Origin of the sequence: Aurantimonas sp. 22II-16-19i, from assembly GCF_002088275.1 — a bacterium.
Lineage (GTDB): Bacteria > Pseudomonadota > Alphaproteobacteria > Rhizobiales > Rhizobiaceae > Jiella.
Window position 1 is genome coordinate 1 of the sequence record NZ_AQQS01000047.1, and the last position, 12,926, is coordinate 12,926.

General features: G+C 65.2%; 16 protein-coding genes. 4 read left to right on the forward strand and 12 right to left on the reverse strand.

The features are described from left to right. Window positions 1–38: 38 nt before the first annotated feature. The 12 genes from ATO4_RS24335 to ATO4_RS24385 form a co-directional block, all read right to left on the reverse strand. Window positions 39–317, reverse strand: coding sequence for an HK97 family phage prohead protease (locus ATO4_RS24335; protein ID WP_083594376.1), 279 nt, complete (start codon window positions 315–317; stop codon window positions 39–41). Further along, window positions 317–1,588 (reverse strand): phage major capsid protein, encoded by a 1,272-nt coding sequence (locus ATO4_RS24340; protein ID WP_083594377.1) that lies wholly within the window; start codon window positions 1,586–1,588, stop codon window positions 317–319. Before ATO4_RS24340 ends, ATO4_RS24335 begins: the two co-directional genes overlap by 1 nt. Next, window positions 1,581–1,916 carry an HNH endonuclease signature motif containing protein gene (locus ATO4_RS24345; protein ID WP_083594378.1) on the reverse strand — a complete coding sequence of 112 codons (336 nt, stop codon included), beginning with the start codon at window positions 1,914–1,916 and terminating at the stop codon, window positions 1,581–1,583. Before ATO4_RS24345 ends, ATO4_RS24340 begins: the two co-directional genes overlap by 8 nt. Continuing rightward, window positions 1,907–3,487, reverse strand: a complete 1,581-nt coding sequence (locus tag ATO4_RS24350; RefSeq protein ID WP_176223150.1) for a terminase large subunit — start codon at window positions 3,485–3,487, stop codon at window positions 1,907–1,909. The genes ATO4_RS24345 and ATO4_RS24350 overlap by 10 nt, the downstream gene beginning before the upstream one ends. A gap of 17 nt (window positions 3,488–3,504) precedes the next feature. After that, a complete protein-coding gene (locus ATO4_RS24355; RefSeq protein ID WP_083594379.1) occupies window positions 3,505–3,861 on the reverse strand; it encodes a hypothetical protein in 357 nt (118 codons plus the stop codon). 45 nt (window positions 3,862–3,906) lie between these two features. Beyond that, the gene (locus tag ATO4_RS24360; protein WP_083594380.1) at window positions 3,907–4,116 is read right to left on the reverse strand and encodes a hypothetical protein; all 210 of its coding nucleotides are present in this window, start codon (window positions 4,114–4,116) and stop codon (window positions 3,907–3,909) included. A 10-nt stretch (window positions 4,117–4,126) separates the two neighbouring features. After that, entirely contained in the window at window positions 4,127–4,756 is a 630-nt protein-coding gene (locus ATO4_RS24365; RefSeq protein WP_176223151.1) for a DUF1376 domain-containing protein, read from the reverse strand. Window positions 4,757–4,770: 14 nt separating this feature from the next. Further along, window positions 4,771–5,013 (reverse strand): hypothetical protein, encoded by a 243-nt coding sequence (locus ATO4_RS24370; RefSeq protein WP_083594382.1) that lies wholly within the window; start codon window positions 5,011–5,013, stop codon window positions 4,771–4,773. After that, complete coding sequence (locus ATO4_RS24375) at window positions 5,010–5,324, reverse strand: hypothetical protein (RefSeq protein ID WP_083594383.1); 315 nt, start codon at window positions 5,322–5,324, stop codon at window positions 5,010–5,012. The genes ATO4_RS24370 and ATO4_RS24375 overlap by 4 nt, the downstream gene beginning before the upstream one ends. Next, window positions 5,324–5,527, reverse strand: coding sequence for an AlpA family phage regulatory protein (locus ATO4_RS24380; protein WP_083594406.1), 204 nt, complete (start codon window positions 5,525–5,527; stop codon window positions 5,324–5,326). Before ATO4_RS24380 ends, ATO4_RS24375 begins: the two co-directional genes overlap by 1 nt. 122 nt (window positions 5,528–5,649) lie before the next feature. After that, entirely contained in the window at window positions 5,650–6,417 is a 768-nt protein-coding gene (locus ATO4_RS27445; protein ID WP_139802672.1) for a hypothetical protein, read from the reverse strand. Next, complete coding sequence (locus ATO4_RS24385; RefSeq protein WP_083594384.1) at window positions 6,417–7,634, reverse strand: site-specific integrase; 1,218 nt, start codon at window positions 7,632–7,634, stop codon at window positions 6,417–6,419. The genes ATO4_RS27445 and ATO4_RS24385 overlap by 1 nt, the downstream gene beginning before the upstream one ends. Window positions 7,635–8,126: 492 nt before the next feature. Here ATO4_RS24385 and ATO4_RS27450 point away from each other — a divergent pair, with 492 nt between their 5' ends. From ATO4_RS27450 to ATO4_RS24405, 4 genes are all read left to right on the forward strand, one after another. Further along, on the forward strand, window positions 8,127–10,583 hold the full coding sequence (locus ATO4_RS27450) for a calcium-binding protein (protein ID WP_139802673.1): 2,457 nt from the start codon (window positions 8,127–8,129) through the stop codon (window positions 10,581–10,583). Between the two features lie 126 nt (window positions 10,584–10,709). Continuing rightward, window positions 10,710–11,192 (forward strand): low molecular weight protein-tyrosine-phosphatase, encoded by a 483-nt coding sequence (locus tag ATO4_RS24395; protein WP_083594385.1) that lies wholly within the window; start codon window positions 10,710–10,712, stop codon window positions 11,190–11,192. Continuing rightward, window positions 11,189–11,995, forward strand: coding sequence for a fructosamine kinase family protein (locus ATO4_RS24400; RefSeq protein ID WP_083594386.1), 807 nt, complete (start codon window positions 11,189–11,191; stop codon window positions 11,993–11,995). The genes ATO4_RS24395 and ATO4_RS24400 overlap by 4 nt, the downstream gene beginning before the upstream one ends. 85 nt (window positions 11,996–12,080) lie before the next feature. Continuing rightward, window positions 12,081–12,911: a 3-keto-5-aminohexanoate cleavage protein gene (locus ATO4_RS24405; protein WP_083594387.1), complete on the forward strand. Its 831-nt coding sequence runs from the start codon at window positions 12,081–12,083 to the stop codon at window positions 12,909–12,911. Window positions 12,912–12,926 lie beyond the last annotated feature (15 nt).

Here is a 12,926-nt window from a genome sequence, read left to right on the forward strand (position 1 = left end):
GGCGCGTTGGAATCCCCAAAGGGATGCTTTTGTCTCGGTTAATCCACTAGTGTGTCGCTGAACGTCAGAGTGCCGTTGTTCTTCGACGCCAGCGGACGGTCGAAGGAATGGCCGACCAGCAGGTGAATTTCGGCTGGAGATTCTAGCGAATAGCTGAAGGCTCCCGGCGCGAATTGCTCTTTGCGCGGCCGTCCGGTTTTGCCGCCGTCCGAAAGCGTTGCCTTGCTCCTGTACGGAAAGCGCCCGCGGATGCGGCGCCCCCCTTTCCGGGAGGCCCGCAGTTCAAGCGTCGATCCTTCGAGGCCGCCGAAGAGCATCAGGAAGCCTCGATCTCAAGGCCGGTGATCAGTTCAAGCTGACCGGGCCGCGCTACGGTGACGTCTGCCGTAGTGAGAGCGGTGATCCGCAAGCCGCCCGACTGCGCATCGGTGTACGGATCGCGGATAAGGTCCACGCCGCCCCACACGCCAACGAAAATCGGCGCCACGCCACCGGCTCCGGTGGTGAGCAGCGCTTGTGTTTCAAGCGGATCGCCGGACGGCGCCGCCAGCGCATTGCTCGACATGGCGATGTTGCCGGCCGGAATGTTCTTGAGCAGGCGATCCCACTCGCTAACGGCCGTGCCTTCGATCAGGGTATCGTCGAGCAGCGCCCATAGTTCCGGCCGGATCAGGCCCCTCACTGCGGCGGGGGAGCCAGCCGCATTCGCGGTCATGAAGCGCACCACAGCGGCGCGAAGCGCCGACCAGGACGCCAGCGCGGCAGCATCCGTGCTCGTGATGCCGTAGGTGCCGGCCCCGGTGATGACGCCAAGCGGCTGGCCGTTGGCGCCCGTGCCCTGGAAAATCGCCTTGTCGAGCGCGGCGGCGATTGCCGAATTCATGTCCCGGCGCACCGCCTGCTCCAGCGCCGCGCCCGACTGTTTCATCGTCTTGCGGGTAATGCGCATGGTGATGCCGAGATTCTGTTCCGGCTTCAGGGCTCGGTCGGTCGTGGCGAAGGCGGTTGGCCCCGCGACGTTGGCGGTTTCGCCATCGGCCCAGCCTGCCGACACGCTGGAGGTGACGACTGGCCACTCGGTCGCGCCACTGTCGATCGTGATCATTTGCGCGCCCATGCGAGACGCCACGCTATCGGGAAACAACCTGTCGATGATCGGGCGCGTGGTGATTGGATCAGGCGCTCCGCTGGCGACGGTCTCTCCAGCGCGACGCTCCAGCGCCATCCACGGCACCGGGATGCCGCGATAGCCGCCATGTGATCGCATCTCCGCGACCACTTCGGCTGTTGCGCCGTCGAGCTGCCGGCCCTCGTCGAGCGCGAGCGCGACCTGACGAAGCTCGAACTTGCCGATCATCTCTGAGAAATCGCGTTCGGAACGAGTTTCCAACTCGCCCTTGGCATCTCGGCGTTCTGCATCCTCGGCGACAAGAGCCGCGCGATAGCGGGTCTCGTTGGTCCGGTATTCCGCATCGAGGGTTTCCATCGAGCGGGTTTCGTCATCGGTCGGGCTGTCCTTCCCGACAACGCCGGCGAGCGCCTGGCGAATCTCGCTTTGGCGCCGCTGGATTCGCACGGAATCAAGCATTGGGTTTCTCCATAGGTGCTTGGGGTTGCGGCGCGTTTCGCACCAGATCGCGCCATGCGCGGCGCTTCGGGTCGATCTCGGCGAGACCGACCTCGATTCGGGTTTTGCGGGCGTGACACGCACCGCAGAGCGTTTGAAGGTTCGATAGATCGAAGGCGAGTTCTGGCGCGTCGCGCACCGGCTTGACGTGATCGACTTCGAGCCGGCCGTTACCGCCACACTGGACGCATTTCCAGCAATCCCGGCGCTTCGCGAGGAAGCGAACCGACTTCCAGCGCGGCGAGCGATATATGGCCGCTCCGGCCCTGTCGTAGCGTCTCAGGCCCATGTCGCAGCCCTTTTCGGTCGGGCCGGTCTCGCGACCTGACGGGCGCCCTCGGCGACGGCGAGGACGGTGGCCGCCGCCGCGTCGATCCGGCCGAGGGAACGGGCCTTCGCCAGCTTGTGATTGCCGGCGGGATCGACCAGCGTGATTGCATCGGAGAAAGCCGAGCGTAGAAGCAGCGAGGGCGTCGTCTTCACGCAACCGTCAAAGAGCGCGCGGCGAAACCGTTCGATGTCCTCGGCGCCGTCCTTCCAGCCGAAGCCCCGCCAGATGAACGGCACGCGAAGGTTTGCCTTTGCCATGGCTTCGGAAAATTCGGCATGGCGGAATCGGTCGCCGACAATGCAAGTGATCGCCGCCCCGTCCGCGATCCTCGCGACCTCGGCGAGCCATGGGCCGGGCGGGACCGTGTTCGAGCCCATCACGGTCAACTCGCCGCGTTCCTGCATTTCCGAGTAGCGCCGTCCAACTCCGTCAGAGGCGCCGCGATCGGCGAGCGATGGAGTCGCGGGGAATGTGCCGAACGCCTCCAGCCGGCCCGTCTGTGGCCAGTAGAATGCCGCTGCCGACATGGACCGGGAACCGCCGAGATCGACACCAAGGATGCACGGCCCGTCACGCTCCGGCATGGCGTCGGGCGCGACCTCGGCGGAAAGCCATTCATCGACGGTGATCAGAACCGACCGATCTTCGGTCGAGACACGTTCGTTGCGATTGAGGTTGCGATAGGATGAGAGCGCCGAGCCGCCGCGTGCGATGGCGCGCCTAGCTTGCGCCTGGAGCCATTCGAGACTCGCACCGATGCCCTCGCTTGCGCCGGGATTGGCAATGAGAAGCGAATCCGCGTCGTCAGCCGGGAGGCCGAAGGGTGGACGATGCTCTTGCACGAAGGTGCCGGCCGGAGGTTCGTCCAGCCATCGGCTGAAGGTGTTCGCATCGTCCGGCGCCGAGGTCGAGATGATCAGCGCCTTGCCGTTCCTCTTGCCGAGGCCCGACAGGATAGCGTTCTCCAGCGTGTCGCCCTTGTCCCGCTCCCACGCCGCCCGCTCGTCCAAGATGGCCAGCGTCGGCGCGCCGCCGAGGATCGAGCGCCCATCGGCCGCAATACAGCGAGCAAGCCCGCCGCCCTTGTCGGGATATTCGACCTCCAGCCGGGAGCCTCGCCGGATGATGAATTTTTCCCGCTTGGCCTTCGGCAGGCTTTCGACGAAACCAACGATGAAGTTGAAGGCGGTCTTCGCCTGATCGCGGTTTCGGGCCGCAAGCAGGATCTCCCGCTTCGGCTGCCGGTCCCATTCGCCGAGAAGCGCGCCGAGAGCGAGGCCCGCCGCCAGCGCCGTCTTGGCATTGCCGCGACCGATCGAGAGCACCGCAACCATGTTCGCCGGATCGAGCGCCCCTTGTACGAACTTGCGCTGGAATCCGGCGAGCTTCAGCCGCTGCCCAGCCTTCGGCCCTTCCGGAATCTTCAGGGTTTCGAGGAACCGGATCGCTTTTTCGGCCGGCGATTTTTCGGGAGAGAGAAAGGAACAGCCCCGCTCCGCGTTGACCGGTTCCCCCCGCGCGCCCGGCATTGGGACCACTCTGGCAGTCATCGGCGCGCCTGGACGATGAAGAGCGCACCCGATGCGTCCCGTGCCGCGGTGATGACCTGATACGTCTCGCCGCCGACGGTGATGGTGTCCTGCTGCGAGGGTATGACGGCAATCGTCGTGACGAGGATCATCACCTTCACGTCGGTGACGCCTACCACTTGCCCGTCACGGTCAGCGTCGGAGTAGAGTTCGATCCATCCACGCCCGGCATAGTCGACAGTCTCGCCCATGTCGTCGGGATCGTAGGGATCGCCCGGCATGGTGCGTGTGACTGTCACGTCGCGCGGGATGTTCGCATCCGTCAGCGCGTCAGTGACGATGGCAGCGAGTTCGCCTTCGAGGATCGAGACCATGCCAACGGTATGCGGGAGCCGGCATGGTTCGTGCCATCGGGAGCTTCAGGCTGCTTTGGGGTTCTTTGGGGTTGCCCGGTTTTCGGCGCTGCGCATCCAGTCCGAAAGCTCGTCTTCGAAGGCGTAGAGCCGGCCGCCGGCCTTGTAGATCGGCGCATCGCTGTCGCGTGCCAGCGCATAGACGCCATCGGTCCCCATTTGCAGGAAACGCGCGATCCCGCCCGCTGTCCAGATGATCGGCAAGGGTGTCGTCATCGCGCTGCCCTCACTGCATCATGATCTGATCGAGGATGGACTGATCGAGCCGACCTTCCATCAGCATGGGCAAGGCCCGTTCAACCTGCCTCGGCTGGAGATCATGGCGGCGAAGGAATGCCCTCGCCTCGCTGTCAGTCTCCGGGATCGAGAAGCATCCGGGCTGGCTTTCGCGCGTGCGCGCGTACGTGCGTGTAGGAGCTAACCTTTCTTCGTAGCGCTCTTCATCTGGCGCTGGTGCTGGTGGCCATTGGTTATCCATTGGTTCTGCCATTGGGGCTGCCATGCGTTTGCTAATGGCATCCGCATTGGTTGTGCCATTGGGTTTGCCATCCTTTGACCATCGCTTGTCGGCGCCCTTCCGTCCGGCTGCGACCTTGCGTTCGCGCTTCTCGGCAGCATCCGCCCTCATCTCGTCGAGCTTCGGCAGACGCCAATGAGGCTCGAATAGATCGCAGATGCCGGAACGAACTTCCTCCCATCGATCGGCACTGACGCCGGTGATCCGCATCAGCCGTGTGTCGTCGTTCGGCAGGCCGCCGTGCTGCCAGTAGTGCCGACGCAGCCGCTCAAAGGCTCCGAACTCCTCGGGAGTGAGGTGGCCCGTCAAGGCCGCCTCGTCTCCGATGTACGTTTTCATCCACGCGAGGTCCGTCATAGCGCCCCCGCATTGAGGCCGATCAGACCTTCGTCAGAGAGTCGGCGCCGTTCGCGGTTCAACGCGCCCTCGGTTTCCACTTGAATCGTTTCAACCGGCTGACCTCGACGGTGAATACTGAGGACGTAGCCCCGGCCGTCCGGCTCGAATGTGAAGTGAGACTTTGCGCCGATCGCCTCGGTTGGGTTGGCGCGCTCGATAGGCTTCCTGCCGCGGGAAAGATCGCGAGGGCCGCTCATTCGCCGTCCTCCGGCTCGCCTTCGTCCTCGACGTTTATCTCGCCGTCAACAATGACGCCGCACGCGTAGCTCGCCGCGCCCTGGTGGATCGTCTCCAGCCGACCGAGCGATGGTTCGTCGTCGGCGTCGTCTCGTTCTAGATCGTGCTGCCACCCGGCGTCAGTGTCGTGGCCATGCCCGCCAAGGTCGGGCTCGTCGTCGGCGCCGTCCTCAAGGTCCGGATCGCCGTCGAGTTCGTCGAGAAGATTGATCAGCGCCTCGATTCGCAATTCGATCTTCTGGCGCTTTTGCTGTCCAAGTCCCGTAACCATCACGCGACCTCACGGTTACGGTCGGCGATGCGGGCAACAATCCAGTCCTCGACCTCGGCCCGGACGAAAGCAACGCGCTTGTCTCCGAGAGGAACAGCCTTCGGGAACTTTCCGAGCCCGCGCCAACGGTTGATGGCGGTTCGGCTCAGCGAGGTCAGCCGGCAAGCGTCATTTAGACTGATCAGGTGGGGGGTGTCGGGCATCTGCCGCTCCATCTTTTGAGCGGCGGGTTTGACTATGCCGCTCGGGTTGAACGGCACTTGTGGTAAGCAGCGACATGCGAGCTGTAGTCAGTCAAATCTCAGGTTTTCAGGCGACTTCTGTACTACTTCCACGTTTGCGGCTCGACTTCTTCGAGAGCGACCCAACGCTTGAAGGCAGACATGGGATCTCCCGTAATCTGAAAGAACTCGAACGCATCGCGGAGGAAGTCGGCAAACGGCGAAGCTGGGTTTAGAGCCCTGCTAGGCGCCGGAGTCTCGGTCATATTTTCCCAGTAGCCTCGCAGGTTACCAACTGCGTGAACAGCTTCCCAGTTGATATTGCGCTGGTCAGGAACGTATTCGGCGGCACTGCGTGCCCAGCCTTCTAAGGCATCCAAGGCTTGAGGAAGGTTTTCATAATGATGTGCCGCATCAGCTATTGTAAGAAGGCAGTAATAAATTGATTTGGCGACACTAGCAGCATCCTCAGGATCGTCGCTCTCCAGATGCAGAGGGACGGTCCCGATACATGCTTTCGTCCCCCATATCGACCAGTCCGAAAGCGCTTCGATCGCTTTGCGAAACCGTTTCAAATCGGCCTCAAAGCTGTTTTTCTTTAGCGTTTCTGGCGGATTAAATTTCAATCCGTCAGTCATTGCTCCATGAACTCTTATTGTCGCATGATCGTTGCCAATTATCCATGGTGCGTAACGTCCAAAAACGGCTTGGAAACGATAAAGCTTTTCGAGATCTTCTAATTTTCTTACATTTGCAAAAGAGTAGATTTTAGAATTTGCTTCCTCAAGCCACCTCCTGCGCGCATTTTCTTCCAGATTTTTTAGCTCTTGAAGCAACTCTGCCTTTCGAGCCTCTTCCGAAGGATCTAGCATCAGACGGCCTTGCTTTGGGTCGAAGTTACATTCTCAATCGGTATGTTTCGACAATATCGTGCCCATGCATCCATCAGCCTGCGGCGCTTCTCCAATGCATCGCCGCGTCGATAGGCGCGCTCCACGGCATCGCCGACCGAATGCGCCAGCGCGGCCTCGGCGACCTCGCGTTGAAAGTTGGTTTCCTCGGCAACCCAATCGCGGAAGCTGGAGCGGAAACCATGGACAGTGAACTCGCCAGCTCCCGCCGATTTGAGCGCCTTGGCAAGAGACATATCGGAGAGCGGACGGCCAGTGCGCTGCCCAGGGAAAACCAGGTCATTGACGGCGGTGGCATTCATCGTCTGGAGGATTTCGAGGACGCGCTCAGAGAGCGGAACGCGGTGCGCCTTGCCGGTCTTCATTCGCTCGGCCGGTACCGTCCAGAGCGCACCCTCTAGATCGATCTCTTGCCATGTTGCGCCCCGCGCCTCGCCGCTGCGAACGGCTGTCAAAACCGTGAACTCCAATGCCCTTGCGCCGACGCCCTGCACGGCGTGTAGCCGCTGGAGAAATGCAGCAACATCGGCGAACGGTATAGCCGCATGATGTCCACGCGATAGCTTTGAAGGCGCTGGAAGGATCTGATCCAGATGTCCCTTCCATTGCGCAGGATTCTCGCCGCTGCGGAGCCCTCGCGCCTTGGCGTGATCGAGGACAAGCTTGGTCCGCTCCCGGACCTTCGTCGCCGTCTCCGGCTTGTCGTGCCAAAGCGGGCGAAGGACACGGAGGACGTCTTCCGTCGTCAGCTTGTCGATCGGCACCATACGAATCGAGGTGACGTAACTCCCGGCGAAGCGCTCCCACGCCGCGACGGTCTTTGCGCCGCGCCACTTCGGGCGCATCGTGGCGATGTATTCGTCCGCGACTTGGCCGAAGGTGATGACGCGAACCGCCGCCTTGCGCTCTGCCATGTCGGTTTTTGGATCGCCGCCGGAGCCGACAATCTCCCGGGCCTCATCTGCTTTCGATCGAGCTGTAGCGAGGGAGACGTGAGCCGTCCCAGAGCCGTAAGGTCCAAGGCCAATTTCACGCCGAGTGCCGAAGCGTCTCCAGATGAAAACCCATGAGCGACGCCCCGTCGCCTGGACGCGCAGAAAGAGCCCATCGCCATCGCCGTAGATGCCCGGCTTGGTTAGACTCCTGATTTTGCTGTCCGTCAGCTTGTGACGTGGCATCCATAACGCCTTTCATAACCGGCTTGGCTGTCACTCGGGATAACCTGTGCGACCACTTTGCCATGGCGGTTATGAAAATCAATATGATGAGTGCAATAAAGTCAGCAGTTTCAGCGGCTTGGATAAGGCCCGGGGAGCCACCGCCCTTCCGACACGAAAAATTCAATCCTCGGCGTCGAGGCCGGATTCTCACGCTTGCGTGACGGCGCGGTGACGCCGGATCGGCCGGTCCTGCAGGGCGATCAGCCTGCCGTCGATCCGGACGCCGGCGCTTCATGACGATCGGATGACGGGCGACCCGCGTCCGGACAAGCCGGTCCGGCCCCCGGCCTGCGGGCCAAACCATCCCGCCGCCATAGTTTCTCCCCGAGCAGCGACACCTGCGGCCAAGCCCGTGCCCGATCCCGCAGGAGACATTCCGCGGCCTGGGGCCTCGGCCTTCGGGCGCCCCGACAGGTCGTCGCATCGTCGCCACCTTCCGGGAGCCGCCCGTTGCAGACGTCCATCCAGTTCTCCACCGCCGCCAGCCTCGACGACGTCGTCCTCCTCAATCGGGCCGTCTATGGCGGCGTCGACGACATGCCCCGCTCGTTCCTGCGCGACTGCGACGAAAGCCGCGATCCCGACGACGTCGGCAATCGCGGCGACCTCAACGTCTACGACCGCTACGACGTCTATCTCGCCCAGTTCGGCTTCGACACGCTCTCCTCGAGCGATCTCGGCTTCGAGGCGTCGGAGATTTCCGCATCCGAGATCACCGACGGCCTCGACCACAATTTCAGCTATGCCGGGGATCTCTGGCGCAACAGCTTCCAGCGGTTCGAGAACGGCACGGAAGTGCCGTTCCCGGCGGCCGGCGCCGTCGCTTTGACCGCGCTGAAGGACAACGACACCGGCAAGACCCTGCATCTCGTCCTGCGCGGCACCGACGCCGACGGCGCGACCGCCGACGGCGAGGCCGGCACGGCCGTCGGCCAGGCCCGCTACTACCGCCAGCTGGAAGCGCTGATCGACCAGATCTACGACTATGTCAGCAATCCCGCCAACGCCGTCACCGAGATCGTCGTCTCCGGCCACAGCCTCGGCGGCTCGATGGTGGATCTCTTCGCCGTCTACGACGCGGCGCGCTTTGCCGCGCTGGAGGGGATCGACCTGCAGCTCGTGGCCCTCGCCTCGGCCGGCATCGATCCCGGCGTCTTCGCCCTGAAGCCGGACTTCGACCGCACCATCGTCTCCCTCGACATCGACGGTAACGGCACCATCAGCCTGCTGCAGACGCCGGACTGGTATATCCAGTACGACCATGCCGACGACATCGTGCGCAATCCATCGCGATACGACTTCCTGCGCCACAGCCAGACCGACCCGGCCCAGGCGCCGATCACCAATTTCGCCATCGGCGCGATCTCCGACCAGCTGCATTTTTCCGGCAACCGCCTGCAGATCGAGGCGCCGCTGGTCGACCAGTACGCGCTCTCGCCGAACTTCGAGACCAACTTCCTCGCCCAGCACTATGCCAGCTTCTACGAGCTCGTCGGCCAGGCCTTCGTGGAGGCCGCGGCGCTTGCCCCCTCCCTCGACTACGACCGCTTCGTCACGCTGCACGGCTTCGACGCCCTCCTTGCGGACACGGTCGGCGACAACAACGTCAATGGCTGGGGCGTGCCGATTGACAATGCGTTCAATGCAGGCGCGTCGAGCGAAGACCTCTTCGTCATGGGCATCGACGGCGACGACCGGATCGTCACCGGCAGCGGAAACGATTTCCTGGCGGGCGGTGAGGGATCGGACAGCCTCTTCGGCGGGGCCGGCGACGACGCGCTGGACGGCGGCGAGGGCAATGACCTCCTTGCCGGCGGCACCGGCGCCGACCGGCTGGCGGGCGGGGGCGGCATCGATGCGGCGAGCTATGCCGGGTCGGTCACCGGCTTTCTCGCCGATCTCGTCGCCGTCGGCCTCAACACCTGGGAAGCGGCCGGGGACGTCTTCGATTCCATCGAGAACCTCATCGGCTCGGCCTTTTCCGACAATCTGCGCGGCGACGACGGGGCGAACGTCCTCACCGGCGGGCTCGGCGACGACCTCCTCTTCGGCCGGGGCGGCAACGACCTCCTGATCGGCGGCGCCGGCGCCGACCTCCTCAACGGCTATTCCGGCAACGATACGGCGAGCTACCGATCCGCCACCGGCGTCCTCGCCGATCTCGCCGTTTGGGCGGTCAACACCGGCGAGGCCGCCGGCGACAGCTATGTCTGGATCGAGAATCTCGAAGGCTCGCGCCTTGCCGACAATCTGCGCGGCGACGATCTCGCCAACCTCCTCGCCGGCGGGGCGGGCGACGACCGCCTGTTCGGCCGCGGCGGCGACGACGTCCTGATCGGCGGCGCCGGCGCCGACCTCCTCAACGGCTATTCCGGCGACGACACCGCCAGCTACCGGACGGCCAGCGCCGGCGTCATCGCCGATCTCGCCGTTTCGACGGTCAACACCGGCGAGGCCGCCGGCGACAGCTATTTGTGGATCGAGAACCTCGAAGGCTCGCGCTTCGCCGACAACCTGCGCGGCGACGATCTCGCCAATGGTCTCGGCGGCGGGGCCGGCGACGACCGGCTGTTCGGCCGGGGCGGCGACGACACGCTCGCCGGCGGCGCCGGCTACGACCTCATCGTCGGCGGAACCGGGAACGACACGCTCACCGGCGGTTTCAACGCCGACGTCTTCGCCTTCGGCAACGGCTTCGGCCAGGACACGATCACCGATTTCGACGCCACCAACGACTTCGAGAAGATCGACCTGACGAACGTCACCGGCATCACCGGCTTCGCCGATCTGGCCGCCAATCATCTCCAGCAGTCCGGCACCGACACGCTGATCGTCGACGGGCCGAACGTCATCACCCTGGCCGGCGTCGCCATCGCCGATCTCGACGCCGCCGACTTCATCTTCTGACAGGGCCGTGCCGGGCGGCAAAGCGCCTCGGCGACGGCGGCGCGAGCCGGCCGGCGGGTCGGAGCGGTTGCGAAGCGAGCATCGTCGCACCATCCTTGGGTCATGTCCAAGCCATCGAGCGATCCCATGACCCGCACCCCCGCCGTCCTGTTCGTCTGTCTCGGCAACATCTGCCGCTCGCCGCTCGCCGAAGCGGCATTCCGGGCGGCGGCGGAACGGGCGGGCCTTGCCGTCCATGTGGAGTCCGCCGGTCTCGGCCGATGGCATCTCGGCTATCCGCCGGATGCCCGGGCACAGGCCGTGGCGCGGCGCAACGGCATCGAGATCGGCGAGCGGCAGGCCCGGCTCGTCACGGCGGAGGACTTCTACCGCTTCGACCATGTCATCGGCCTCGACGCGGAGAACCTTTCGGGGCTCAGACGGCTGGCGCCGGCGGACGGGCGGGCCGAGATCAGCCTGCTGCTCGACCACGTCCCGGGGCGCGAGGGCCAGTCGGTCACCGATCCCTATTACGAGGAGGACGCCGCCTTCGACGACGCCTGGCGCGACGCCTGCGCCGGCGCCGACGCGCTGGTGGAGCGGCTTTCGGCCGAGACCGCCGGCCGATGAGCGGCCTTGGCGAACACGCCGCGCGCCTCCTCGGCTCGCAGGTCGCGCGCTCTTCCCGCTTTGCCGGCGGCTCCCTGTCGGATGTCGATCTGGTGCAGCTCGAGGACGGCCGGGAGATGCTGGTGAAGTCCGGCCCCTCCCCGGTTGCCGAGGCCGCCATGCTGCGGGCGATGAGGGCGGCGGGCGTGCCGGCGCCTGAAGTCCTTGCGGCCGACGAGCACGGGCTCGCCATCGAACGGCTGCCGGACGACGGCGACCTTGCCGCCGCCTGGGGGGATCTGGGGCAGGTGCTGCGGCGACTGCATGGAACGACGGGCGAGCGCTATGGCTGGGACGGCGACTACGCCTTCGGGTCGCTGCGAGTCGCCAACGACTGGAGCTGCGACTGGCCGTGCTTCTTCGGCGAGAGGCGGCTCGCGGTCGCCGCCAAGGGCACGGGTGCGGACGTCGAGCGCCGCGTCGAGGCACTATGCGCGAAACTCCCCGAGATCCTGCCGGGGCAGCCGAAACCTTCGCTCCTCCACGGCGACCTGTGGAGCGGCAACGTCCTCACCTTCGCCGGCAAGGTCTCCGGGCTGATCGATCCGGCCTGCTATTTCGGCGACGGCGAGATCGACATCGCCATGCTCGGCCTGTTCGCCCGGCCGAGCGGCGCGTTCTTCGACGCCTACGGGCCGCTGCCGGCCGGCCACGCCAAGCGGGCGCCGGTCTACGCCCTGTGGCCGGCGCTGGTGCATCTGAACCTCTTCGGCGGCGGCTACCGAGGCATGGTCGAAGGCTATCTCGATCAGGCGGGGTTCTGAGGCGAGGCCTTGCCGCGCCGCTGCTGCAAGCTGTCGCGGCCGGCCAAGCCTTTCCGTCGGCCTTGCGGTGGCCAGATAGGGGAAGATGAGCGAGCCCTGCATCATCACCGTCGCGATCACCGGATCGCTGCCGACGAAGGCCAACAATCCGGCGGTGCCGATCACCGTCGCCGAACAGGTCGAATCCACCCACGCGGCCTTTGAGGCGGGGGCGAGCCTCGTCCACTGCCACGTGCGCAACGACGACGAGACGCCGTCCTCCGACCCGGAGAAGTTCGCCCGGCTGATCGAGGGGGTGCGCAGGCACTGCCCCGGCATGATCGTCCAGTTCTCCACCGGCGGGCGCTCGGGCGCGGGACGCGAGCGCGGCGGCATGCTGGCGCTGAAGCCGGACATGGCGTCGCTATCGACCGGCTCGGTGAACTTCCCGACAAGGATCTACGAGAACGCGCCGGACCTCGTCGACTGGCTGGCCGAGGAGATGCTGCGCCACGGGGTGAAGCCCGAGATCGAGGCCTTCGACCTGTCGATGATCTTCAAGGCCGCCGAAATGGCCGGGGACGGCCGCATCGCCGGGCCGCTGCACGTGCAGTTCGTCATGGGCGTCAAGAACGCCATGCCGGCGGACCGGGAGAGCTTCGGCTTCTTTGCGAGGACCCTGAAGCGCCTCGCCCCCGACGCCACCTTCACCGGCGCCGGGATCGGCCGCAACCAGGCGACGCTCATCGAATGGAGCCTCGAGGAAGGCGGCCACTGCCGCACCGGCCTCGAGGACAACGTCCGCCTGTCGCGAAGCGAGCTTGCCCCCTCCAACGCGGCGCTGGTGCGCCTTGCCGCCGAGGCCTGCCAGAGGCATGGCCGCCATCCGGCGAGCCCGGCGGAGGCACGGCGCCTCCTGTCGCTGCCGCCCGCCTGAGGCGCCGGCCGCCAC

What these genes read in the sequence shown, in the direction of transcription:
- ATO4_RS24400 (WP_083594386.1), top strand. Translation starts at nt 11,189, where the DNA reads ATGAGCGGCCTTGGCGAACACGCCGCGCGCCTCCTCGGCTCGCAGGTC.
- ATO4_RS24375 (WP_083594383.1), bottom strand. Translation starts at nt 5,324, where the DNA reads ATGGTTACGGGACTTGGACAGCAAAAGCGCCAGAAGATCGAATTGCGA.
- ATO4_RS24380 (WP_083594406.1), bottom strand. Translation starts at nt 5,527, where the DNA reads ATGCCCGACACCCCCCACCTGATCAGTCTAAATGACGCTTGCCGGCTG.
- ATO4_RS24360 (WP_083594380.1), bottom strand. Translation starts at nt 4,116, where the DNA reads ATGACGACACCCTTGCCGATCATCTGGACAGCGGGCGGGATCGCGCGT.
- ATO4_RS24405 (WP_083594387.1), top strand. Translation starts at nt 12,081, where the DNA reads ATGAGCGAGCCCTGCATCATCACCGTCGCGATCACCGGATCGCTGCCG.
- ATO4_RS24350 (WP_176223150.1), bottom strand. Translation starts at nt 3,487, where the DNA reads ATGCCGGGCGCGCGGGGGGAACCGGTCAACGCGGAGCGGGGCTGTTCC.
- ATO4_RS24340 (WP_083594377.1), bottom strand. Translation starts at nt 1,588, where the DNA reads ATGCTTGATTCCGTGCGAATCCAGCGGCGCCAAAGCGAGATTCGCCAG.
- ATO4_RS24355 (WP_083594379.1), bottom strand. Translation starts at nt 3,861, where the DNA reads ATGGTCTCGATCCTCGAAGGCGAACTCGCTGCCATCGTCACTGACGCG.
- ATO4_RS24365 (WP_176223151.1), bottom strand. Translation starts at nt 4,756, where the DNA reads ATGAAAACGTACATCGGAGACGAGGCGGCCTTGACGGGCCACCTCACT.
- ATO4_RS24395 (WP_083594385.1), top strand. Translation starts at nt 10,710, where the DNA reads ATGACCCGCACCCCCGCCGTCCTGTTCGTCTGTCTCGGCAACATCTGC.
- ATO4_RS27445 (WP_139802672.1), bottom strand. Translation starts at nt 6,417, where the DNA reads ATGCTAGATCCTTCGGAAGAGGCTCGAAAGGCAGAGTTGCTTCAAGAG.
- ATO4_RS24370 (WP_083594382.1), bottom strand. Translation starts at nt 5,013, where the DNA reads ATGAGCGGCCCTCGCGATCTTTCCCGCGGCAGGAAGCCTATCGAGCGC.
- ATO4_RS24345 (WP_083594378.1), bottom strand. Translation starts at nt 1,916, where the DNA reads ATGGGCCTGAGACGCTACGACAGGGCCGGAGCGGCCATATATCGCTCG.
- ATO4_RS24385 (WP_083594384.1), bottom strand. Translation starts at nt 7,634, where the DNA reads ATGCCACGTCACAAGCTGACGGACAGCAAAATCAGGAGTCTAACCAAG.
- ATO4_RS24335 (WP_083594376.1), bottom strand. Translation starts at nt 317, where the DNA reads ATGCTCTTCGGCGGCCTCGAAGGATCGACGCTTGAACTGCGGGCCTCC.